Here is a 23,872-nt window from a genome sequence, read left to right on the forward strand (position 1 = left end):
ATAGGAATAAACGGCAATGATAATTGTAAAATAGGAAAACTTCCATTCTAGCTTCCTGCAAACTCTTCCTATAGTTATACTGACCATTCAAATAGAATGAGAACATTCACAGTTTTCAAGATGTAAATATATACGTGTGTTCAAAAAGGATGATAAAAAGGCCCGGTCGGTTAGGTTCGTCATGTCCTTTGAAAACGCCGGCACTAACACGTCGTGTGTGTTAAAAGTTCGAGGCTGCGCAGCTTTGAGTAGCGAAGTAGTACACGAGCAACAGAGAAGCAAGCAGAGCTTCCACAGTATGGGTGGCTTCGACATTGATACAGGACATGTCGGTATTTAGTCGAAGCTTCACTAGACGGCGATTCATTTTTGCCGGACTTTTGAACAACCTCAAATGAATAGGTGTGGTGATTTAATGGCATCATTAACAATTTCCCATCTGGAGACATTAACATTAAAAGAGATTTATGCTCTGGCACGGGAATACAAAGTATCGTACTATGCAAAACTGACAAAAAAAGAACTTATTTTTGCTATTTTAAAAGCACAGGCTGAAAAAGATGGCTACTTATTTATGGATGGGATTCTGGAAATAATACCTTCAGAAGGATTTGGCTTTCTTCGCCCAATCAATTATTCCCCGAGTGCAGAAGATATTTATATTTCCGCATCACAAATTCGCCGTTTTGATTTAAGAAATGGGGATAAAGTTTCCGGCAAAGTGCGTCCGCCAAAAGAAAACGAACGCTATTACGGTTTGCTGCATGTTGACGCGGTAAATGGGGAAGATCCGGAGACGTCAAAAGAACGTGTTCATTTTCCTGCACTCACGGCACTGTATCCTGATCGTCTAATGCAGCTTGAGCAGAAGACTAAAAATATATCAACGCGTATCATTGATTTGATGACACCGGTCGGATTTGGTCAGCGCGGATTAATCGTTGCACCGCCAAAAGCTGGTAAAACAATGCTCCTGAAGGAAATTGCCAATAGTATTTCGACGAATCATCCGGAAGCCAAACTGATTATTTTACTGGTGGACGAGCGTCCGGAAGAAGTAACGGATATTGAACGCTCGGTTCATGAGGATGTGGATGTTGTCAGTTCAACTTTTGATGAAGTTCCGGAAAGCCATATCAAGGTATCGGAACTTGTCCTGGAACGTGCAATGCGCCTGGTTGAACACAAACGTGATGTGATTGTGTTAATGGATAGCATTACACGTCTTGCCCGTGCATACAATCTCGTCATTCCGCCAAGTGGCCGTACGCTTTCCGGTGGTATCGACCCGGCTGCATTTCACCGTCCGAAACGTTTCTTTGGTGCAGCGCGGAATATTGAGGAAGGCGGCAGTTTTACTGTCCTTGCAACTGCTTTAATTGATACAGGTTCCCGCATGGATGACGTCATCTATGAAGAATTTAAAGGAACCGGCAACATGGAATTGCACCTTGATCGGAGTCTTGCTGAACGCCGGATTTTCCCTTCAATTGACATATTGAAATCCGGAACACGAAAAGAGGAATTGCTTGTTTCGAAAGATCATCTGGATAAAATATGGGCCATCCGCAAAACCATGCAAGACTCCCATAACTTCCTTGATCGCTTCCTGAAACGTCTCCGGTCAACGAAAAATAATGATGAATTTTTCCAGCAAATGGAGGAAGAAATGAAGCGTAAAGGAACAAAAGTATAGAAAAGATAATAAGCAATGATTGGCTATTGCAATCATAACGTCATGCTGTTATAATTTTTTCTAGTGCGTGTTCAAAAGATGGATAAAAAGGACCGAGAAGTTCAAGATATCGTAGCTTTGAGTAGTGGAACGTATGTATTAAAATACATGAGCAACGGAACGGGAAGCTAACGAGCTCCCACAGGATGTGATGACTTCTGCGTTGCCTACAGCACGTGGGTGGTTTTAGCAGAAGGTCCTCTATCGACGTGTCATTTTTACCGGACTTTTGAACAACCTATTTTTATGTGAGTTTAAATAAGGTATTGAGACCTGTGACGGCTCTTGCAATAACTCTGTTTCCAAAGGATTCAGGGCAAAAAGGAGTGGAAAGATATGAAAAAAGAAATTCATCCGGAATACAGAAAAGTGGTTTTTCTGGACACGAGCTCAGATTATAAATTCTTGAGCGGTTCAACACAAACTTCCGAGGAAACAATCGAGTGGGAAGATGGCAACACGTATCCGCTTATCCGAATTGAAATCAGCTCAGCTTCACACCCATTCTACACAGGAAAACAAAAAGCTGATAAAGTCGGCGGACGAGTAGACCGATTCAAGAAAAAATATAATATGAAATAAAAAGCTGAGGCGACCAAACCTCATTCATATGAAAACAGGCAATCTGTCTCTACGTTGCCTGTTTTTTTCACTTTAATGAAAAGGATAAATGCCGTTACCGGTTAAAAGTCCGATCAAATGTTAAACTAAACATTACATAATAGAAATACGACCTTGAAGGGAGTCCCTGTACATGTACGTGATGAAACAAAGCGGATGGCTGGAAGTAATTTGCGGCAGTATGTTCTCCGGAAAATCAGAGGAGCTGATACGACGGGTTCGCCGTGCAACATATGGCAATTTATCAGTCCTTGTTTTTAAGCCGGCCGTTGATGACAGATATTCCGACGAGTCTGTCGTTTCCCATAATGGTACATCAATTATCGCACGCCCTGTGAAAACTTCCGATAAAATTTTTGAATATCTTCATCATACAAATGTAGATGTGGTCGGGATCGATGAAGTTCAATTTTTTGATGACAACATTGTTTCCGTGGCAAATGAACTGGCCGATAAAGGCATTCGTGTCATTGCTGCCGGTCTTGATACCGATTTTCGCGGAGAACCATTTGGTGCAATGCCAAAGCTGATGGCACAGTCTGAGTCCGTCTCCAAGCTGAATGCTATCTGTCCTGTCTGCGGCTCACCTGCAAACCGCACCCAGCGTTTAATTAACGGGAAGCCTGCATCATATAACGACCCGGTCATCATGGTTGGCGCATCAGAGTCCTATGAACCAAGATGCCGGCATCATCATGAAGTACCGGACAAGCCCGGCTGCAGGGGAAAAGAAATCAGGGCCTTATCGGAATAATCAGCGAAAGAGAGTGCTTCGGCGCTCTTTTTTTGTTGAAAGAGACCAGATTATGCTACGAAGGCAACCGGGTAGTCAAAAACCTGCTGAATCAGCATCGGAAGAACAGCTATACGACTTCAGCTAATTTTGACCTCCCTTCAAGAGTATACTATAATTATACTGTTAATCGAAAAGAGGTGACCGTTATGTTAGAGCGTCTGCAATCATTGGAAAATCGATATAATAAATTAAATGAATTACTTAGCGACCCTGATGTCATAAGTGATACGAATAAGCTGCGTGAATACTCCAAGGAACAGTCTGATCTGGAGGAGGTTGTGCAGAATTATCGGCAATATAAAGATGTAACCGGACAATTGAAGGATGCGAAAGAAATGCTTGAAGATGAATCAGATGAAGAAATGCAGGAAATGGCAAAAGCGGAAATCGAGGAACTATCCGAAGCAGTGGAAGAGCTGGAGGAACGGTTAAAGATATTGCTGCTGCCAAAAGACCCGAACGATGACAAAAACGTCTTTATGGAAATCCGCGGCGCTGCCGGTGGAGATGAGGCTGCGCTGTTTGCCGGTGATCTTTACCGCATGTATATCAAATATGCTGAAACACAGGGGTGGAAAATCGATGTGATCGAGGCAAGCTCAACCGGTGTCGGCGGCTATAAGGAAATTATTTTTATGGTAAATGGTACTGGTGCATACTCAAAATTGAAGTATGAAAATGGCGCACACCGCGTGCAGCGCGTACCGGAAACGGAATCAGGCGGCCGTATCCATACATCAACTGCAACGGTAGCCGTGTTACCGGAAGCGGAAGAAGTGGAAGTTGACATTAATGAAAAAGATATTCGCGTCGATACATTTGCTTCAAGCGGTCCAGGCGGCCAAAGTGTTAACACAACCATGTCTGCCGTACGTCTGACCCATGATCCAACCGGGATTGTGGTCTCTTGTCAAGATGAAAAATCGCAAATCAAAAATAAAGAAAAAGCGATGAGAGTGCTTCGTGCGCGCATCTATGACAAATTCCAGCAGGAGGCACAGGCGGAATATGATGAAAATCGTAAATCGGCTGTTGGCACCGGTGACCGTTCAGAACGAATCCGCACATACAATTTTCCGCAAACTCGTGTGACTGACCACCGTATCGGCTTGACGCTGCAAAAACTGGACCAGGTCATGGAAGGGAAATTGGATGAGTTCATCGATGCATTGCTGCTGGAAGAGCAAGCGAAGAAACTTGAAGAAATTGGTGAATAAACAATGGAAAAAGAGCCCAAACAACATGAAGTCCTGCGCCGGGCTTCTCTTTTTTTAGAGGAAAATAACCGTGAACCCAAGATGGCTGAACTGCTTCTGAAGCATTATCTTGATGTGACGAGGACAGTTTTTTTGACGATGATGCACGACCCGATACCGGAAACTGTATTACGAAGCTTCTGTCGTGCGGTAACCGAGCATGCAGAAACTGGTGTGCCGCTCGAACATATAACAGGTTATGCAACGTTTTATGGGCGGGATTTTCAAGTTAATGAGCACACCCTGATACCGCGTCCCGAAACAGAGGAACTCGTACAGCACTTCATCCAAGCGGTTTCAAATGAGCCGCTCAGGATTGTTGATATTGGTACAGGAAGCGGAATTATCGCTATAACCCTTGCATTGGAACTGCCAAATGCAACTGTTTATGCAACCGATATTTCAGAGAAAGCACTTGAAGTAGCAAGACAAAATGCGAAACAATTGGATTCAAATGTTACCTTTCTTCAGGGTGATTATTTACAGCCGCTGATTGAGCAGCATATTGAAATCGATATGATCGTTTCCAACCCGCCATATATCGCATCTGCTGATAAAACATTGCTTTCCGATACTGTAAAAAATTTTGAGCCGGAACAGGCGCTTTTCGCTGATGACAATGGTTTGGCTGCATTTAAGAAAATCATTCATCAGCTGCCAGAAACGATGAAGCCTTGTGGCTGTGTGTTTCTTGAAATCGGACACAAGCAAGGAGCTGATGTTCAATCCTTATTGCAAAAAGCATTTCCGAAGAGTGATGTGGCGATTATCCCGGATATGAACGGCAAGGACCGTATCATTAAAATGACAGTCAATAACGCGTAACAGCATGAGCGGGAACAAATGCCTCTACGCCTTCAATCCTGCGCACCCAAAAAATAATAGATTCATAGTATGAAATAAAAGCCCCCTGTCCATACTGGTTTGTAAGTTAAACGAACCGGGGTGTCATCGCCCGTTATCTCTCATGTTTCAGAGACGGAATATGACGGACGTTGCACCGGGAAAAAATCAGGTTGGAGAGGGGATTCTGGGAGATGCGAAAGTTAGCAGTATCAGCAATCATATTCGTTATAATCGTTTTAGCAATGCCTATGAAAGGTATTAGTGGAGAAACTGGCTACAACGCCCAGTCTGATGATATAAAGGTTATTCCGGATGAAGCGATCCGTCTGCGTATTTTAGCCAATAGTGACAAGCAGGAAGATCAGGCATTAAAGCGTAAGGTTCGTGACGAGGTCAATGATGCCATAACCGAATGGGTAGAAGAGATGACTGACATCAACGAAGCCAGAAAGCTGATTGAAGCCCGTATTCCGGAAATCCGCACGATTGTGGAAGGTGTACTGGAAGCGGAAAATAAGCAACAGTCGATGGACGTTGAATATGGAAGAAATGTCACATTCCCGGCAAAGCTGTATGGCTCATATCTGTACCCACCTGGTGAATATGAAGCCGTTTTGATTACCCTTGGAGAAGGTCAGGGAGCTAATTGGTGGTGTGTGCTGTTCCCGCCGCTGTGCTTTCTGGATTTTTCAAATGGAACCAGTGTTGCTGAGGCAGAAGAGGAGAAATCGGAACAGGAGCTACAGGAAGACGAAGAAGAAGCGGAAGTAAAATTTTTTCTCTTTGAATGGTTTGGTTAAGTCATAGATTCTCCAGTTTCCACATAAAATACTAGAAAATCTGCCAAAATCATAGAGGTGAAAAAAATGGAACTAATCGCAGCGAATCATGCATCGGAAGAGAAGCTGGAACAATTTTTGCAAAATAATCAGGACGTTGAGCGGAATCTATTACTGGAAAAAGGGTATGTTGTAGAGCTCAAGGGGACAATCGAAGGCTGTTTTGTGATGGATTTGGTCGATAACGATGTCTACTGGCTGAAACAACTTTATGTGACAAAGAATGCGGCAGCATCTCTACCCGTTTTATTGGAAGCTATTTTAGCGATGGCAAAAGAAAAGCAGGCAAAGCAAGTGTTTGTCCACAGCCACCAGCCAATGGTCGATGTATTGCTTGAATCATTGCAATTTTATCCACAAAAAGAGAATACGTTCGTCGGCACTAGTCCGGATAAGGAAGGAAATTGGTGGACATATCATGTTTCCTGACTACTTATCCACAATTATGCACAACGTTCTGTGGGTAACCTGTTAAAAATAAGTGAACAACGCAAAAAAACTTTCCACAGTTTTGTGGAAAAACGATGATCTAAATTGGAAATCTACTGGTGACTGTTTTTACTAAATCTGAATTCTGGCTCCTGACGCCTGTAAAATAATGGCTAAATCTGAATTTTCCCTTCTGTGGATAGCCTGTGGAAAAAATTCCCGCAGGCTATTTTCTTTTGCACAACCATTTTCTTTCCACTAAAATATATTGTAGAAAAGAGGGACGAACTGTGCAGACAAAACGATGGAACATACAAAAGGAACAACCCGATCAGCAGGCGATTAAGGAAGCGGCTGAACTATTGCAAAACGGCCAAACGGTAGCATTTCCGACTGAAACCGTTTATGGACTTGGTGCGGATGCAACCGACGAATCAGCTGTTTCAGGCATTTTCCGGGCAAAAGGGAGGCCGGAAGATAATCCGCTGATAGCACATGTTGCCACGAAAAATCAGTTGCGCAGTCTGGTCAAACCACTGCCTGATGTTGCTGAAAAATTAATTGATGTATTTACGCCGGGTCCATTAACACTTGTGTTATCAAATAATGGCGTATGTGCAGATAACGTAACAGCAGGGTTATCTACAATCGGCATAAGGATTCCGGACCATTCGGTTGCACAAACCTTGCTGAAAACGTGTAATATACCACTTGCTGCTCCAAGCGCCAATATTTCCGGAAAGCCGAGCCCGACCAATGCAGACCATGTCTGGACGGATTTGCAAGGGAAGATTGCTGGACTGATCGATAGCGGGGCAACTGGTGTCGGGGTGGAATCAACAGTCATCGATTGTACACAGGAAATACCAGTAATTCTCAGGCCTGGCGGTATCACGAAAGAACAGCTAGAAACGGCAATTGGCCCGGTTATGGTTGATCCTGCGTTGGCCAATACCGCTGAAAATCCAAAAGCACCGGGAATGAAATATACGCATTATGCTCCGGAGGTCCCGATGTGGCTTGTACCAGGCAAAGCGGAAAGATTGCAAGCCATCATTGACAGGGAACAAGGGGCTCAGAAACGAATCGGTGTTATGGCCAGTACGGAAACTGCAAATAAACTACAGGCAGAACGAGTCATTCCGCTCGGATCCGATTTACAGCAAATTGCATCAAACCTGTATGGTGCGTTACGTGTATTTAAGAATGGCAACGTTGATCTGATTCTGTGTGAGACATTTTCGAAATCCGACATCGGACAAGCCATTATGAATCGGCTCGAAAAAGCTGCCACTGAATATGTGGAAAATTGAGCTTGAGATGTGCCTGTGGATAAGTCAGTTTCTTATTTCCCCTGATATAACCGTAACGCCTACTGAATGAAGATTTACTTTCGCCCACCTCACCTGAACTGCATATCTCCCCTCAGTCATGCATATAGTTTAATAGCATGTCCGAGGGGGATTGTGGATGTCGGTTTATCATATAGGTGAAATTGTATCATTAGTATTTATGGCGATTGCCTTAGGAATGGATGCCTTTTCGGTAAGTCTTGGAATGGGAATGCAGCAGGTCAGGCTGAAACGGATTGCCATTGTTGGGGCCGTGATTGGTTTATTTCACATGATTATGCCGTTTATCGGTATTTTGCTGGGACAAGCAATCTCCGCACAAATCGGGCAATACGCAACACTTCTCGGTGGAATGCTGCTCGTTGGGATTGGCTCCCAAATGATTTTTTCCTCATTTAATCATGAAACGAAACGACTGGCTCAGCCAATCGGAATCGGGTTAGTTTTTTTCGCGCTAAGTGTCAGTCTTGATAGTTTTTCGGTCGGTCTCAGCCTCGGTATGTCGGAAGTGAAAACGGTCATTGCTTTAATATTGTTTGGAACAGCCAGCACCATTCTTACATGGCTCGGTATGATTTTAGGAAAAAAAATGCATGGCTTACTTGGGGTGTACAGTGAAATACTGGGTGGCAGCATTCTTTGCGGGTTTGGATTACATATATTGTTTGGCTAATAGGAAGCTCAGGGGCTTTCCGCGGATCAGCGGGGAGTCTTTTTGGAATGATCAAAAAGTATCCATGAAGGCTGCATTAGAAAGTGGGGCTTGCTTTACTGTGCTTTAATAAATGTATTCATACAAAACCAGGGCTTTCATTATTTATTTATGATGACTTAGAAATATCCAAATTATCCGGATAAACTTGAAAACTGATTCGATCAGCAGTTTTTCTGATTTTTTCTGACAAGCTTGTCATTCTATGATATAGTTTTGGGTAGGCTTTCACTTTATCCCGCCTTAACAGGCAGTAAGTTCTCCACATCGGAGAAGAAGAAATCTGAAAAGAATGTGTGGTCAACTGCCTGTAAAGGCCCGATTCGTTCAACTAATATTCAATGGGAAAAGCGTCCCATTGAATGAAGTTTCACTTTATCGGAGGACTTCCCAATGAAGATTTTATTTGTTTGTACCGGAAATACGTGCCGTAGCCCAATGGCGGAAGCATTATTAAAGCATAAAATGCCTGAGGCTGAAGTACAGTCAGCGGGAATTTTTGCTATGAAAAATCAGCGCCCGAATGACCATGTGGTGGAGGCATTACAGCAGCAGGGTGTGACGCTGGACACAATATCACAGCCAGTGACAGGTGAATTGCTGCATTGGGCGGATCTGGTACTCACCATGACAACACAGCACAAACAGTCACTTATCATGGAATATCCTGACTTTCAGGAAAAATATTATACATTAAAAGAATATGTTTCCAACAATGATAAGAAGATATGGAACCAACTGAAACAGCAGTATGCCGACTATGAAGAAAAACGTTCACAGTTCATTCAACGGTATCAGCATAAAATGGACCATTATAAACTCGAACAGGAACTTAAGGAATATTTGAGGCATGACTGGGAAAAAATCCAAAAACTTGAATCTAGTCTGATTAACTACGATATTTCAGATCCATTCGGAGGAGACGTCGATACTTACAAGCAGACCTTGGACGAAATACAAAAACATATTGATGCATTGATTTTAAAGATACAGTAAAACTTCCATCAGTGGAGAAGTTTCCACACATGGGTATGCCAGAGCAGACATTAGCTATTGACTTCTTGTTCGAGCCTGCATCAGCCCCCACAGATGGTTAGTTGAACGAATCGGTGTGCCAGCGCCCATTAACTTACGCCAATACACATTTTTTTCATGTACCAGAGGAGCAAGTTTTACGGACGGTTACATCGGGGTAAATGGTAATCAATTAATACAATAAGAAGGAGCGACAGGGCATGAAAGTCATTATAACTGCGGACCACGCGGGGATGACCATTCGCAATGAAGTGAAAAATCTGTTAGATGAAATGAATATTGAATATGAAGATACCGGCTGTTCATGCGAATATTCAGTGGATTATCCTGATTACGCGTTGCCGGCAGCTGAACGGGTTGTTAATGGAGAATTCGATCGCGGCATTTTTATTTGCGGAACAGGAATCGGCATGTCGATCTCAGCCAATAAAGTAAAGGGCATTCGCTGTGCTTTGGTAAGTGACGTTTACAGTGCCAAATTGACCCGTCAACACAATGATTCGAATGTATTGGCAATGGGAGAGCGTGTTATTGGACCGGGACTAGCACGTGAAATCGCCAAAACCTGGCTGGAAACCGAATTTGATGGCGGACGACATGCCAACCGCCTTGAAAAAGTGGCGTCGTATGAAAACAATTAACACCGGGGTGAGAGCTGATGGGTGATGAACTGAGTTTAGAACATCAGGTCAAACAGGACATGGAGGCTATGACCAGTGAATGGCTGGCAAGCGGACATCTGAGTTCTGGAGACTTATTTGTTGTCGGATGTTCCACCAGTGAAGTTGCTGGAGAGCAGATCGGCACATCCGGCAGCGAGAAAATGGCAGCTGTTATTTTTGATGCGTTTTCATCCTTGAGGATGAAAACAGGAGTGGAGATTGCTTTTCAGTGCTGTGAGCATTTGAACCGTGCACTGATTGTGGAAAATGAGACAATGCAGCGGTATCAGCTGGAAGAAGTCTCTGCAATACCGGTACCTCGCGCAGGCGGATCGATGGCTTCATTTGCCTATAAAAAGATGCAGCGTCCGGTCGTTGTTGAAGTGATCAGGGCAGATAGCGGCATGGATATTGGCGAAACAATGATTGGAATGCATTTGAAACCGGTTGCGGTGCCGCTGCGTTTTAAGCAAAGAATGATTGGAAATGCCCGGGTGACTGCCGCACGCACTCGCCCGAAATTAATCGGTGGAAAACGTGCCATATATGATCATGAATCTGCTGGTATAGAACCGGATTAAGCAGGTACTGCCCGGGTCGACAACCACCCTGATCCGGTTAATAATCTTTTTAGTTGGTTGATAAATGTAAATTCGGTTGATATCCCGCAAAATCTGTTTTATACCCACAAAATCCAGTTGACCATGAATAAATTACATCATAAAACAAGGGGGAAGTACATATGGAACATGTAAAACAAACTGACGCAGAAGTATTTGAAGCAATGCAGGCAGAAAAAACGCGCCAGCAGGAAAAAATTGAACTGATTGCATCGGAAAATTTCGTATCCGAAGCGGTTATGGAAGCAATGGGTTCAGTGCTCACGAATAAGTATGCGGAAGGCTATCCCGGCAAGCGCTACTATGGCGGTTGTGAGCACGTGGACGTTGTGGAAAATTTGGCACGTGAGCGGGCAAAAAAGCTTTTCGGTTCGGATCACGCCAATGTCCAGCCGCATTCCGGCGCCCAAGCGAACATGGCGGTTTATTTTTCCGTATTGGAATCTGGTGATACAATTCTCGGTATGAACCTGAACCATGGCGGTCATTTAACCCATGGCAGTCCGGTGAATTTCAGCGGAAAACTTTACAATGTTGTGGATTACGGTGTTGACCGGGAGACAGAGCAGCTTGATTACGATGCCGTTCTCGAGCGGGCAAAGGAAGTTCAGCCTAAATTGATTGTTGCCGGTGCAAGTGCTTATTCACGCGAAATTGATTTTGGCAAATTCCGTGAAATTGCTGATCAGGTTGGTGCTTATTTGATGGTTGATATGGCGCACATTGCCGGACTTGTGGCGGCAGGACTGCATCATAATCCGATAGACTATGCTGATTTTGTGACGACCACAACACACAAAACGTTGCGCGGTCCACGCGGTGGAATGATTTTATGCAAAGAGGAACACGCAAAAAAAATTGACAAATCCGTATTCCCAGGTATGCAGGGAGGACCGTTGATGCATGTTATAGCAGCCAAAGCCGTTTCATTTCAAGAAGCATTATCTGATAATTTCAAAGCATATTCGAAGCAGATTATCCGGAATGCACAAGCCTTGAGTGATGCACTGATTGACGAAGGTGTCCGGGTTGTATCAGGCGGAACGGACAATCATTTACTATTGCTTGACGTCACACCATTGAATCTTACCGGAAAAGTTGCTGAAAAAGTGTTGGATGATATTGGGATCACCGCCAATAAAAACACAATCCCATTTGACACGGAGAGTCCGTTTGTCACGAGTGGTATGCGCATGGGCACAGCAGCCGTGACTACACGTGGGTTTAAAGAGGAAGATATGAAAGAAGTTGCAGCCATCGTTGCCTTTGTTTTGAAAAACCATGAAGATGAGAATGTTCTGCGTGAAGCGGAAGAGCGTGTTACAGCACTGACCAGTAAATTTCCATTATACGCATAAGGTAGGGATGTTCCTTTTAGGAGCGTCCTTTTTTAACAAATAGCGGAAAAATTTGCATATTAAACTGGCAGGGATTAATCACAAATTGATTGGGAAAATTGATCGAGCCGGGCAAAAAAAGATAAAGAGAACGGCAATAAATCGATTCTGCTTCAAATCCCAACGGATAAGCAGCCACACCGGCTAATGATATGTATTATTCATATGCCGCCGTTACTTGAAAGCTCGTCCATTTTTCAGTACAATTTTAAAGATGCCACTAATATGAAGGAGTGATCGGTGAAAATGGGAAAAGTGCACGTACTGGATCATCCGTTAATTCAACATAAGTTGACGTACATACGCGATAAACATACCGGGACGAAGGAATTCCGAGAACTTGTCGATGAAGTTGCCATGCTGATGGCCTTTGAGATCACACGCAACCTGCCGCTACAGGAAAAAACAACGGAAACGCCGGTGATGGAAGCAACAACAAACGTGCTGGCTGGCAAAAAAATCGGACTGATTCCGATTCTCCGTGCCGGTCTGGGCATGGTTGACGGCATGCTGAAGCTGATTCCAGCTGCACGTGTTGGTCATGTCGGCCTGTATCGTGACCCGGAAACTTTGAAACCGCACGAATACTACATTAAGTTGCCGTCTGATATAGAAGAACGTGAACTGATTGTCATTGATCCGATGCTGGCAACGGGCGGATCAGCGAATGATGCGATACATTCTCTGAAAAAACGCGGGGCAAAACAAATTCGCCTCATGTGTCTAGTAGGGGCACCAGAGGGCGTTGAGGTTATTCAAAACGAACATCCTGACGTGGATATTTTTCTGGCTGCGCTGGATGAGAAGTTGAATGCCCATGGCTATATTATTCCGGGACTTGGTGATGCCGGAGACCGCCTGTATGGTACAAAATAACGCCGGGGTGACCAGAGATGAGTAAACCGATTAAAGTTATGACAATTTTCGGGACAAGACCGGAAGCAATCAAAATGGCTCCGCTCGTTCTGGAATTGAAAAAACGGTCTGAAGTTTTTGAGCCAATTGTAACGGTTACCGCACAGCATCGCGAAATGCTGGATCAGGTCCTGGGCATTTTCGGTATCGAACCCGATTTTGACTTGAATATTATGAAAAAGAAGCAATCGCTTGCCCAGATTACGACACGTGCGCTTGAGGGCCTTGATGAAGTCATGAAAGAGACGGAGCCGGATATCGTGCTCGTTCACGGTGATACAACGACAACGTTTGTGGCATCACTAGCTGCCTATTACAATCAGATTGCAGTTGGTCATGTTGAGGCAGGTTTGCGTACATGGGATAAATATTCACCATATCCGGAAGAAATGAACCGGCAATTGACAGGGATCATGGCAGATTTACATTTCGCACCGACGGAAAAATCAATGCAAAATCTTTTGGATGAAAATAAACCGCCTGATCGGATTGTGGTAACTGGGAATACAGCGATAGACGCATTGAAAACGACGGTTGATGCTGATTATTCCAGTCCAATTATGGATCAGATCGGTGACAGAAGGCTTGTACTTGTGACTGCACACCGCCGGGAAAACCTCGGCATCAATATGGAGCAGATGTTCCGCGCCATCAAGCGGCTTGTTAATACATACCATGATATTCAAGTTCTTTATCCGGTCCATTTGAATCCGGTTGTCCAGCAGACGGCGAATGACATTTTAGGTGATGATGACCGGATTAAATTAATTGAGCCGCTCAGTGTTGTTGATTTTCATAATTTTGCTGCTAAGTCACACTTCATTATGACGGATTCAGGCGGTTTGCAGGAGGAAGCACCATCTCTGGGCGTGCCGGTTCTTGTCCTGCGTGATACGACCGAGCGCCCGGAAGGTATTGAAGCGGGGACATTGAAACTTGCTGGTACTGATGAGGAAACGATTTTTCAGCTTGCAGACGAACTATTAAGCGATGATGCGGCACATGAAAAAATGGCCAAAGCATCCAATCCATATGGCGACGGTGAAGCCTCGGGAAGAATTGCCGACGTGATTGCAGGATATTTTAATAGGTAGGGAAAAAGATCCAGCCTGAAGTGCTGGATCTTTTAGATGGACGGGCTGTTAAATACCAGCCGCAGTAAACTCCAGCCGGGGAATCAAAGCTCGAGAATCAAAGCTTCAGCCGGAGAACCCAAACTCCAGTCCGAGAACCATCCCCATCACCTTCCAGGAAATCTGGGCACCAATTAAATGTATGTTTTCCCCGCACTTTTCCAATGCTATCTTATATACCAACACAAGAAGGAGCACCACTTATGCGTCGTTTACTTATTACACTCACAGCCATCATCCCGTTTTTGCCTCTGCCCGTATCTGCCTTGTCACAAAGCGGTCAAGCAGAAACAGAAGAATCGGTCATCATCGAAGTGGACGGCAATCCTGCAGAACACAAGTCATATCTCAGCACATATCACCCTTACATAGATGTGGTTGCCACATACGACACACTGTTTAATGGACTTGCCTTAAAAGCAGATCCAAAAAGGTTCGAAAATATCGAATCTCTTGATTTTATTAAGGCGGTCCATCCTGTCACATCATATGAAACACAATCCGAGCCACTGATACAAACTGAAAATAGTGTAATCCCCTCAGCTCTCAATGATACATCCTATACTGGAAAAGGCGTGCAGGTTGCGGTAATCGACACAGGCATGGACTATGAACATCCTGATCTCGTCAAAAACTACGCCGGCGGATATGATGTGGTCGATCTGGACGATGATCCGATGGAAACCATCGCATCGGAAGGGATGCCAACATTGCATGGAACACACGTAGCAGGGATTATAGCTGCCGATGGTGAACTGAAGGGAGTCGCCCCGGATGCAGCTATTCGTGCTTATCGCGCACTTGGACCCGGCGGAATGGGAACATCGGTCCAAGTGATTGCTGCCTTGGAGCAGGCGGTTGACGATGGCGCGGATATTATCAATCTTTCATTGGGAAATACCATAAACGGCCCGGACTTTCCGACAAGTGCTGCTGTCAATCGTGCAGCAGCACTTGGGGTTCCAGTTGTCATTGCAAACGGCAACAACGGTCCGGGAAATTGGACGATCGGCTCGCCGGCAACAGCAGCTAATGCTTTGTCCGTAGGCGCTGTGTCAAATCCCCAAACTGTTCCTTATTTATATGAAACAATGCATCATAAAAACATTCCGCTGACAGAAATGGAAGGATCAACACCATGGAAGCTGGATAAAAGCTATGATGTGGAAGTTTTTGATGGTCAAAATGTTCAAGGAAAAATTGCCCTGATGGAGCGTGGCGAAACCCCTTTCTCCGACATGGTCAAGCAAGCACAGGATTCCGGGGCAGTGGCTGCCATTATTTACAATCATGAACAGGGGAGCTTCCAGGGGATGATTTCGGATAGAGATGATTCCATTCAGATTCCCGCAGCATCGATTTCCAGAAAGAACGGCGAATGGCTCATTCAAAACGCACAAAACAACCATCTATACGTGAAAACCAAATATGAAACAACAGAACAAACCATTGCCGACTTCAGTTCGAGAGGGCCAGTTACCGTGAACTGGAATTTGAAGCCTGATGTCAGTGCGCCGGGTACGAACGTTTTGAGTACTGTTCCGAATGGTTATCAGGAACTGCAGGGAACGAGTATGGCAGCACCTCAAGTCACCGGCGCAATGGCACTCCTCATGGAAGCTCATCCCGAATGGACGATTCAAGAGCTGATGGGGGCGATCAAAACAACTGCAAAAAGAGTCAAGAATGATCATGATGAACCATTCGACCCAGTTATCCAGGGCACTGGGGAAATTCAGCCTCAAAAGGCAATCAATACCCCAACGGTTATCGATCATCCGTTACTGTCATTTGGAAAAATTACTGAATACAGAAAAACAAAGTCACTGGACCTGACGATCGAGAACAAATCGGACAAGCAGCAAACCTATACATTTTCTACTCCGAAAAAACAAAAAGGGATGAGCTGGGACCTCCCGCTAAGCTTTACATTGGATGAAGGCGAAACCAAAAAGCTTCCAATTAAATTAACGATTAATAGCAGTCAAATTGATGAAGGCATTCATCAGGGTTGGCTGACGCTGAATCAGGATAATGATGAACAATATCAGCTGCCATATCTTTTTGTCAATCAATCAGCGGACTATCCAAAAGCAATGGGATTTGATTTTACTTTGAAGCCATTTTCTGATGATACGTATGCTTATCAGCTTTATTTGACAGATCCGGCTGAAAGCATTGATGTTATGCTTTATGACCCGGATACACTTATGTACGAACAGACACTGCTTCAATCAAGTGATGTCGATGTTGGTTTAAATGAAGGGCAAATGGATCAATCCGAACTCCCGAAACCTGGTCAATACCTGGCTGTTATCAATGTAAAACTTAAAAATGGTCAAATGGAAAGCTATCAGACCGAGCTTCACATTCCGGAATAAGCTTAAAGACAGGCCGGGAATACCGAGAGAGTCTTCGTACTGACCGGATCCTTAAACAGTCTAAAAACCCAGTAAAAATTTGTTCACATAATGTTCAAACAAACGGGGCTCATTTTCCGATATAATAGCTACTGAGAATGGAAGGATCCCTGTCAAAATACAAGTTTGTGATCAGATATGAGATGGTAGCAGATGGCAATTTAATTTATCCGAGATACTAATTGACAATAGGATATGGCTCATGTAAACTAGCTTAGTGTGGAATGGTAAGGGTTTCATGTCTGCTTGGTAAAGGGCAATAAAGTCCTTACATAATTTGATGATATTTGTTCCTCATGAAGCGTGATTCACCTCACGATTACAAAAGATCTTTGAGCGTTGGGGGAACAATCTATCATGCTCGGATGTCAGGGAGAAGAGTCAAATCATGTCGTACTATGAAAAGATGGTCAACAGGCAACGGAAGTGGATGTTCTACCTTCTCGCTATATCCGTACTTGGAGCAGGTTTCACACCATATCCACGTATTTTCCTCGGACTACTCTTAGGCGGTGCCGTAAGCTTTTACAACTTATGGCTGTTGCAGCGCAAAATAGATGCGTTTGCCGAATCTGTGGAAAAAAGTGAGTCCGCTGTGGGCCTCGGTACTTTATCCAGAATGGCGGCGGCAGCATTAGCCGTCATCATCGCACTCCGCTTTGATGAATATTTCGACATGATCTTTGTTTTAATTGGATTAATGACATCTTATTTGGTCATTATGATAGATTTTATGATGTTCCGGCTTAGGAACGAATAAAAAATTCTGAGGATTAAAGTATAGGTAAAACTTCGGCAATCGCAGTAAAACTGGCCTAAGCCTCAAGTTTTTCCGGAAGTCTCAGGAACAGTGCTTGGAAGAGGGGTGAAAAGAAATGGATCATGAAGCACCAATCATACATGATGTGTTTGGAATATCTTGGCTTGATTTTAATTTATCCAATGTCATGATGATAGCTATTGCTTCACTTATTGTGTTTATCCTCAGTGTCTTGGGTGCACGGAAGCTTCAAATGAAGCCGACAGGTGTACAAAATTTCATGGAGTGGATTCTTGATTTTGTTAAAGGCATGATCAGTGACACCATGGATTGGAAGACAGGAAAGATATTCCTGCCATTGGGATTGACACTCATCACCTATATTTTAGTGAGTAACTTGCTCGGTGTTATGACAATGGGAGTATATGGGCATGACCTATGGTGGAAATCGCCAACATCAGATCCCGGGCTCACTTTGACATTAGCAGCAATGGTTATCGTGTTGAGCCACTTTTACGGCATTAAATCTCGCGGGATAAAAGAATATGGCAAGGACTTTATACGTCCATTCCCGTTATTTTTCCCGATTAAAGTCATTGAGGAATTTTCAAATACGCTGACATTGGGTTTGCGTCTGTTTGGTAATATTTATGCCGGTGAGGTGCTGTTGACCCTATTGGTCGGATTGACGACATCAGGTTTTCTCGGGTTTTTAGGTGGGGCCGTACCGATGTTGGCATGGCAAGGATTCAGTGTATTTATTGGCACAATCCAGGCATTCATTTTCACCATGCTCTCAATGGTTTATATCTCACACAAAGTATCAAGTGATCATTAGGATTTATATTGTTAAGTAATCCGTTTCTGCAAATGAATGCTGAAACAGGAAAATATTAAAAAACTAATATAACTTTATTGAGGAGGATTTATATTATGTCAGCTTTAGCAGCAGCAGTAGCAGTAGGTTTGGCGGCGTTGGGTGCCGGTGTAGGTAACGGTTTGATTGTAAGTCGTACGGTTGAAGGGATTGCACGTCAGCCGGAATTAAGAGGTCAGCTGCAGACAACTATGTTCATTGGTGTCGGATTGGTTGAGGCGATGCCGATTATCGCGGTTGTTATCGCACTAATGGTTATGTAATTGAATGGAGTGAGTCCGATAATGGCGAAGATTATCTTCACAAAAGACCTTCGCCGTTGTTTGTACTTCCAGCCTAAGCGCGTTATCGATACGTAAAGTGAAAGGAGTGAATTCTGTGCAGTCATTCACCGGATTTACAACGATTTATGCGGCACTCGGCGGACTCCATGTTGGAGATATGCTGACCCAGCTTTTCTTCTTTATTGTCTTAATTGTACTAGTCCGCAAATTTGCATGGGGTCCGTTGATGGGCGTTATGCAAAAGCGTGAAGAATATGTGGCAGGTGAAATTGAAGCTGCTGAACAGAGCCGTGCAGAAGCTGAAAAAGCACAGGCGGAAGCAACTGAACAATTAAAGCAGACCAAACAGGAAGCGCAAAAGATTATTGAGGATGCAAAAAGTGCTGGAACGAGGCAGGAGCAGGATATCATTGAATCCGCCCATCGTGAGGCAGATCGCATCAAGGAATCAGCGCGGGAAGAAATTGAAAATGAAAAAGAAAAAGCGATTCAAACACTTCAGGACAAAGTCGCTTCACTATCTGTACTAATTGCCAGCAAAGTGATTGAAAAAGAAATCAGTGCACAGGATCAGGAAGAGCTGATTAACGAATACATTAAAGAGGCAGGAGAAGAGCAATGAGTGAAGTAGTTGCCAACCGCTATGCAGAGGCTCTTTTCCAGCTCGGAAATGAAAAAGGAACATTAGAACAATTGGTTGAGGAGTTTTATGTCCTGAAATCGATTTTTGACGAAAATGAACAGCTTGTTGCATTCCTGGAACATCCGCGTGTTAATAATGATAAAAAAAATCAATTTCTTGATGATGTGTTTCAAGGATTTTCAGAACATGTGCTAAAGACACTCAAACTATTGACAGCACGTCATCGTATTGGGGTCTTTCCCTCCATTATTGACCATTTTACTCAGTTGGTAAATGATGTGAAAGGAATTGCAGAAGCTAAAGTATATTCTGTTCGCGAATTGTCAGAAGACGAAAAAGAACAGCTTGAAAATACGTTTGCTGAACGTTTTAATAAACAGGCCATTAAACTTAAGACGATCGTCGATCCATCAGTCATTGGCGGAATTAAACTGCAGATTGGCAACACAATTTATGATGGAACGATTCAGGGCAAATTAAAACGGATCGAACGGAATATTTTGACGGCAGACTAATGAAGATAGGGGTGAAATGGTATGAGCATTAAAGCTGAAGAAATCAGTTCGCTGATCAAACAGCAAATCGAGAATTTTGACTCGGACATTGAAGTAAGTGATGTCGGTACTGTTATTGAAGTCGGTGACGGGATCGCACGGGCACATGGTCTTGATAACGCCATGGCCGGTGAGCTTCTCGAATTTTCAAACGGTGTTATGGGCATGGCACAAAACCTGGAAGAGGGAAATGTTGGTATCGTCATCTTAGGTCCGTTCTCAGATATTCATGAAGGTGATGAAGTCCGCCGCACTGGCAGAGTTATGCAAGTACCTGTAGGAGAGGAGCTGCTTGGGCGCGTTGTCAACCCATTGGGACAGGCGATCGATGGCAAAGGCCCGGTTGAAACAACTAAAAACCGCCCGATTGAGTCAGCTGCGCCTTCCATTATGGATCGGCAGGAAGTTAATGAACCATTGCAGACAGGCATTAAGGCGATTGACGCACTTGTCCCGATTGGACGCGGACAGCGTGAATTGATCATCGGTGACCGTCAGACAGGTAAAACAACGATTGCGGTTGATACAATTCTCAACCAGAAAGATCAGGATATGATCTGTATTTATGTCGCCATTGGACAGAAGGAGTCAACCGTAAGAAGTACGGTTGAAACATTCCGCCGCTATGGGGCATTGGACAATACAATTGTAGTATCTGCGGGTGCATCAGAGCCTGCACCGCTCTTATATCTGGCACCATATGCAGGCGTGTCAATGGGTGAAGAGTTCATGTACAACGGAAAGCATGTGCTTGTTGTGTACGATGATCTGACCAAACAAGCAGCAGCATATCGTGAACTTTCCCTGTTGCTTCGCCGCCCGCCAGGCCGTGAAGCGTTCCCTGGGGATGTTTTCTACCTACACTCACGTCTGTTGGAGCGTGCAGCAAAATTAAACGATGGCAAAGGCGGCGGTTCACTGACAGCACTGCCATTCGTTGAAACTCAGGCAGGCGATATCGGTGCTTATATCCCGACGAACGTTATCTCAATTACAGATGGTCAAATCTTTCTTCAGTCAGACTTGTTCTTCTCAGGTGTACGCCCGGCAATTAATGCTGGTTTATCCGTATCCCGTGTTGGTGGGTCAGCTCAATTGAAAGCGATGAAGAAAGTTGCAGGTACATTGCGGCTTGATCTGGCATCATACCGTGAATTGGAATCATTCGCACAATTCGGGTCTGATCTGGATAAATCGACGAAGGCCAAACTGGACCGCGGTGCTCGCACAGTTGAGATTTTGAAACAAGGACTGCATAAACCATTGGCTGTTGAAAAACAGGTTATGATCATTTATGCACTGACAAAAGGATTCCTTGATGACGTACCGGTTGAGGATGTCACCCGATTTGAGTCAGAGTTCCATACTTGGCTTGATGACAATCGGAAAGAACTGCTTTCAACCATTCGTGAAACTGGCAAATTGGCCGAAGAAGAAGAAATGAGCGAAGCAGTGGAAGTATTCAAAAAATCATTTTTGCCAACTGATAAATAGATCATAATTCATGTAACAATACAGGTTTGGGAAATGAGGTCTGTTACCGGAGTTTCCGACCTCTGACCTCCAATTTCTGTTAGGAAGGGTGGTGAAAAGCTTGTCATCACTTAGAGATATTAAAAAACGGATCGATTCGACATCGAAAACAAAACAGATTACCAAAGCAATGGAAATGGTTTCGGCTTCCAAAATGAACAGGGCAGAAGAAAATGCCAAATCATTTGTTCCGTATAGTGAAAAAATTCAGGAAGTAGTTGCCAGTATCGCCAATAGTAATATGGATGCCGCTCACCCGATGCTTGAAAAGCGTGATGTCAAAAAAACCGGCTATTTTGTGATCACTTCTGATCGCGGGTTGGCTGGGGCTTATAACAGCGGTGTTCTAAAGAAAATTTATGAAACGATTCAAAAACGCCATCAGTCAACTGATGAGTACACGATTATCGTTGTTGGCCGTGTTGGCTATGAGTTTTTCCAAAAACGTGGAATGCCAGTATCCAAAAGTATTTTGGGGATGGCGGATCAGCCGAATTTTAATGATATCAAAGAGCTTGCATCTGAAACCGTTCAGATGTTCATTGATGAGGAAATTGATGAACTGACCATCTATTTTAATCACTATGTAAGTGCCATTTCCCAGGTTGTTACTTCAAAGCAATTATTACCGTTAACCAATATGGATGAGAACGCAAATGCCGGCACAAGCCAGTATGAATATGAACCAAATCAGGAGCAGATTCTGAAGGTACTGCTGCCGCAATATGCCGAAAGCCTAATTTATGGTGCCTTGCTTGATGGCAAAGCGAGTGAACATGCAGCACGGATGACAGCTATGCGAAATGCAACGGATAATGCAAATGAGCTGATTGATGATTTGACATTATCGTATAACCGTGCACGTCAAGCAGCTATTACACAGGAAATCAATGAAATTATTGGCGGTGTAGCTGCACTGGAATAGCTCTTTGAACGTTCGATAGTAGGATAGGAGGGAAATCTATGAGCAAAGGACACATTACACAAGTTATGGGACCTGTTGTTGACGTCAAATTTGACGAAGGCCAGCTCCCGGATATTAACAATGCATTAGTTGTCCGCCCCGTCGATGATGACATGGACATTGACCTCACACTTGAAGTTGCCCTTCATCTTGGGGATAATGCAGTTCGTACAATTGCGATGGCTTCAACAGATGGCCTCAAACGCAACATGGTAATTGAAGATACAGGCGGTCCGATCTCTGTACCGGTTGGTGAAGCCACACTTGGCCGTGTCTTTAATGTACTTGGTGACAATATCGATCTTGATGAGCCGGTACCAGAAGATAGCAGGCGGGATCCGATTCATCGCCAGCCGCCTGAATTTGAAAACCTCACAACTGATACGGAAATTTTGGAAACAGGGATTAAAGTTGTTGACTTGCTGGCGCCATATACAAAAGGTGGTAAGATCGGCCTGTTCGGTGGTGCCGGTGTAGGTAAAACCGTCCTGATCCAGGAACTGATCAACAACGTGGCACAAGAACATGGCGGGATCTCCGTGTTTGCGGGTGTTGGTGAGCGTACACGTGAAGGAAATGATCTTTACTATGAAATGAAGGATTCCGGCGTTATTTCCAAAACGGCCATGGTATTCGGGCAAATGAACGAGCCGCCGGGTGCACGTATGCGCGTGGCCCTGACCGGTTTGACGATAGCCGAATACTTCCGTGATGAACAAGGCCAGGACGTTCTGTTATTTATCGATAATATCTTCCGTTTCACGCAGGCCGGTATGGAAGTTTCCGCATTGCTTGGCCGTATGCCATCTGCCGTTGGTTATCAGCCGACATTGGCAACGGAAATGGGGCAGCTGCAGGAACGTATTACAACAACGGATAAAGGTTCGGTAACGTCGATTCAAGCGATTTATGTGCCTGCCGATGACTACACGGACCCGGCTCCGGCAACGACATTCGCGCACTTGGATGCGACAACCAACCTGGACCGTGGATTATCTGAGCAGGGTATCTATCCGGCAGTCGATCCGCTGGCGTCAACTTCTCGCGCACTTGACCCGGAGGTCGTCGGTGAGGATCACTATGAAGTGGCACGTGAAGTGCAGCAAACATTGCAAAAATATAAAGAATTGCAGGATATCATTGCTATTCTTGGTATGGATGAGTTGTCTGATGAGGATAAATTGACGGTTTCTCGTGCTCGCCGGATCCAATTCTTCCTGTCACAGAACTTCCACGTTGCCGAACAGTTCACAGACCAGCCAGGTTCTTATGTGCCGGTAAGCGAAACGGTTAAAGGATTCAGGGAAATCCTTGATGGCAAGCATGATGATCTGCCAGAAGATGCATTCCGCCTGGTAGGACGTATTGAAGAAGTAGTCGAAAACGCAAAAAACATGGAATAATGACGGAGATGTAATACTGGATGAACGCGGAGTAATCCCAATGAGATCATGAATTGATCATTTGCGGTTGCTGCAGGGATTTCATC

The 23,872-nt window shown here is 44.3% G+C and carries 24 protein-coding genes; all 24 read left to right on the forward strand.

Features of this window, described 5'->3' with window-relative positions:
* The first annotated feature begins 415 nt into the window (after nt 1-415).
* The 24 genes from rho to atpD all read left to right on the forward strand — a co-directional run bounded on the left by rho (nt 416) and on the right by atpD (nt 23,786).
* On the forward strand, nt 416-1,696 hold the full coding sequence (gene rho / locus BM195_RS13815) for a transcription termination factor Rho (RefSeq protein ID WP_090239537.1): 1,281 nt from the start codon (nt 416-418) through the stop codon (nt 1,694-1,696).
* 375 nt (nt 1,697-2,071) lie between these two features.
* Nucleotides 2,072-2,317: a type B 50S ribosomal protein L31 gene (locus BM195_RS13820; protein WP_090239540.1), complete on the forward strand. Its 246-nt coding sequence runs from the start codon at nt 2,072-2,074 to the stop codon at nt 2,315-2,317.
* A 172-nt stretch (nt 2,318-2,489) separates the two neighbouring features.
* A complete protein-coding gene (locus BM195_RS13825; RefSeq protein ID WP_090239543.1) occupies nt 2,490-3,110 on the forward strand; it encodes a thymidine kinase in 621 nt (206 codons plus the stop codon).
* Between the two features lie 188 nt (nt 3,111-3,298).
* Nucleotides 3,299-4,369 (forward strand): peptide chain release factor 1, encoded by a 1,071-nt coding sequence (gene prfA, locus BM195_RS13830; protein WP_090239544.1) that lies wholly within the window; start codon nt 3,299-3,301, stop codon nt 4,367-4,369.
* Between the two features lie 3 nt (nt 4,370-4,372).
* A complete protein-coding gene (gene prmC / locus BM195_RS13835; protein WP_090239545.1) occupies nt 4,373-5,233 on the forward strand; it encodes a peptide chain release factor N(5)-glutamine methyltransferase in 861 nt (286 codons plus the stop codon).
* 212 nt (nt 5,234-5,445) lie between these two features.
* Complete coding sequence (spoIIR, locus tag BM195_RS13840; RefSeq protein WP_090239548.1) at nt 5,446-6,054, forward strand: stage II sporulation protein R; 609 nt, start codon at nt 5,446-5,448, stop codon at nt 6,052-6,054.
* 66 nt (nt 6,055-6,120) lie between these two features.
* Nucleotides 6,121-6,522 (forward strand): GNAT family N-acetyltransferase, encoded by a 402-nt coding sequence (locus tag BM195_RS13845; protein WP_090239551.1) that lies wholly within the window; start codon nt 6,121-6,123, stop codon nt 6,520-6,522.
* A 290-nt stretch (nt 6,523-6,812) separates the two neighbouring features.
* A complete protein-coding gene (locus tag BM195_RS13850) occupies nt 6,813-7,835 on the forward strand; it encodes an L-threonylcarbamoyladenylate synthase (RefSeq protein WP_090239553.1) in 1,023 nt (340 codons plus the stop codon).
* A 157-nt stretch (nt 7,836-7,992) separates the two neighbouring features.
* On the forward strand, nt 7,993-8,547 hold the full coding sequence (locus BM195_RS13855; RefSeq protein ID WP_090239557.1) for a manganese efflux pump MntP: 555 nt from the start codon (nt 7,993-7,995) through the stop codon (nt 8,545-8,547).
* A 432-nt stretch (nt 8,548-8,979) separates the two neighbouring features.
* Nucleotides 8,980-9,582 carry a low molecular weight protein arginine phosphatase gene (locus BM195_RS13860; RefSeq protein ID WP_090239559.1) on the forward strand — a complete coding sequence of 201 codons (603 nt, stop codon included), beginning with the start codon at nt 8,980-8,982 and terminating at the stop codon, nt 9,580-9,582.
* A gap of 239 nt (nt 9,583-9,821) precedes the next feature.
* Nucleotides 9,822-10,262 carry a ribose 5-phosphate isomerase B gene (gene rpiB / locus BM195_RS13865; protein ID WP_090239560.1) on the forward strand — a complete coding sequence of 147 codons (441 nt, stop codon included), beginning with the start codon at nt 9,822-9,824 and terminating at the stop codon, nt 10,260-10,262.
* A 17-nt stretch (nt 10,263-10,279) separates the two neighbouring features.
* Nucleotides 10,280-10,864 (forward strand): TIGR01440 family protein, encoded by a 585-nt coding sequence (locus tag BM195_RS13870; protein ID WP_090239563.1) that lies wholly within the window; start codon nt 10,280-10,282, stop codon nt 10,862-10,864.
* A 161-nt stretch (nt 10,865-11,025) separates the two neighbouring features.
* Nucleotides 11,026-12,261, forward strand: a complete 1,236-nt coding sequence (locus BM195_RS13875) for a serine hydroxymethyltransferase (RefSeq protein ID WP_090239567.1) — start codon at nt 11,026-11,028, stop codon at nt 12,259-12,261.
* A gap of 285 nt (nt 12,262-12,546) precedes the next feature.
* The gene (gene upp / locus BM195_RS13880; protein WP_090239571.1) at nt 12,547-13,176 is read left to right on the forward strand and encodes a uracil phosphoribosyltransferase; all 630 of its coding nucleotides are present in this window, start codon (nt 12,547-12,549) and stop codon (nt 13,174-13,176) included.
* 17 nt (nt 13,177-13,193) lie between these two features.
* Nucleotides 13,194-14,309 (forward strand): non-hydrolyzing UDP-N-acetylglucosamine 2-epimerase, encoded by a 1,116-nt coding sequence (gene wecB / locus BM195_RS13885; RefSeq protein WP_090239576.1) that lies wholly within the window; start codon nt 13,194-13,196, stop codon nt 14,307-14,309.
* A 242-nt stretch (nt 14,310-14,551) separates the two neighbouring features.
* Nucleotides 14,552-16,729: a S8 family serine peptidase gene (locus BM195_RS13890; RefSeq protein WP_090239580.1), complete on the forward strand. Its 2,178-nt coding sequence runs from the start codon at nt 14,552-14,554 to the stop codon at nt 16,727-16,729.
* A 427-nt stretch (nt 16,730-17,156) separates the two neighbouring features.
* Nucleotides 17,157-17,528: an ATP synthase subunit I gene (locus BM195_RS13895; RefSeq protein ID WP_090239583.1), complete on the forward strand. Its 372-nt coding sequence runs from the start codon at nt 17,157-17,159 to the stop codon at nt 17,526-17,528.
* Between the two features lie 115 nt (nt 17,529-17,643).
* Complete coding sequence (gene atpB / locus BM195_RS13900) at nt 17,644-18,366, forward strand: F0F1 ATP synthase subunit A (protein WP_090239586.1); 723 nt, start codon at nt 17,644-17,646, stop codon at nt 18,364-18,366.
* Nucleotides 18,367-18,461: 95 nt separating this feature from the next.
* Nucleotides 18,462-18,668 carry a F0F1 ATP synthase subunit C gene (gene atpE / locus BM195_RS13905; RefSeq protein WP_090239590.1) on the forward strand — a complete coding sequence of 69 codons (207 nt, stop codon included), beginning with the start codon at nt 18,462-18,464 and terminating at the stop codon, nt 18,666-18,668.
* A gap of 115 nt (nt 18,669-18,783) precedes the next feature.
* A complete protein-coding gene (gene atpF, locus BM195_RS13910; protein ID WP_090239594.1) occupies nt 18,784-19,311 on the forward strand; it encodes a F0F1 ATP synthase subunit B in 528 nt (175 codons plus the stop codon).
* Complete coding sequence (locus BM195_RS13915; protein ID WP_090239598.1) at nt 19,308-19,847, forward strand: F0F1 ATP synthase subunit delta; 540 nt, start codon at nt 19,308-19,310, stop codon at nt 19,845-19,847. Before atpF ends, BM195_RS13915 begins: the two co-directional genes overlap by 4 nt.
* 21 nt (nt 19,848-19,868) lie before the next feature.
* Entirely contained in the window at nt 19,869-21,380 is a 1,512-nt protein-coding gene (gene atpA, locus BM195_RS13920) for a F0F1 ATP synthase subunit alpha (RefSeq protein ID WP_090239602.1), read from the forward strand.
* Between the two features lie 100 nt (nt 21,381-21,480).
* Nucleotides 21,481-22,344, forward strand: coding sequence for an ATP synthase F1 subunit gamma (gene atpG, locus BM195_RS13925; protein ID WP_090239608.1), 864 nt, complete (start codon nt 21,481-21,483; stop codon nt 22,342-22,344).
* Between the two features lie 38 nt (nt 22,345-22,382).
* The gene (gene atpD, locus BM195_RS13930) at nt 22,383-23,786 is read left to right on the forward strand and encodes a F0F1 ATP synthase subunit beta (protein WP_090239613.1); all 1,404 of its coding nucleotides are present in this window, start codon (nt 22,383-22,385) and stop codon (nt 23,784-23,786) included.
* Nucleotides 23,787-23,872 lie beyond the last annotated feature (86 nt).

It is taken from the genome of Lentibacillus halodurans (assembly GCF_900112045.1).
Taxonomy (GTDB): Bacteria; Bacillota; Bacilli; order Bacillales; family Amphibacillaceae; genus Lentibacillus; species Lentibacillus halodurans.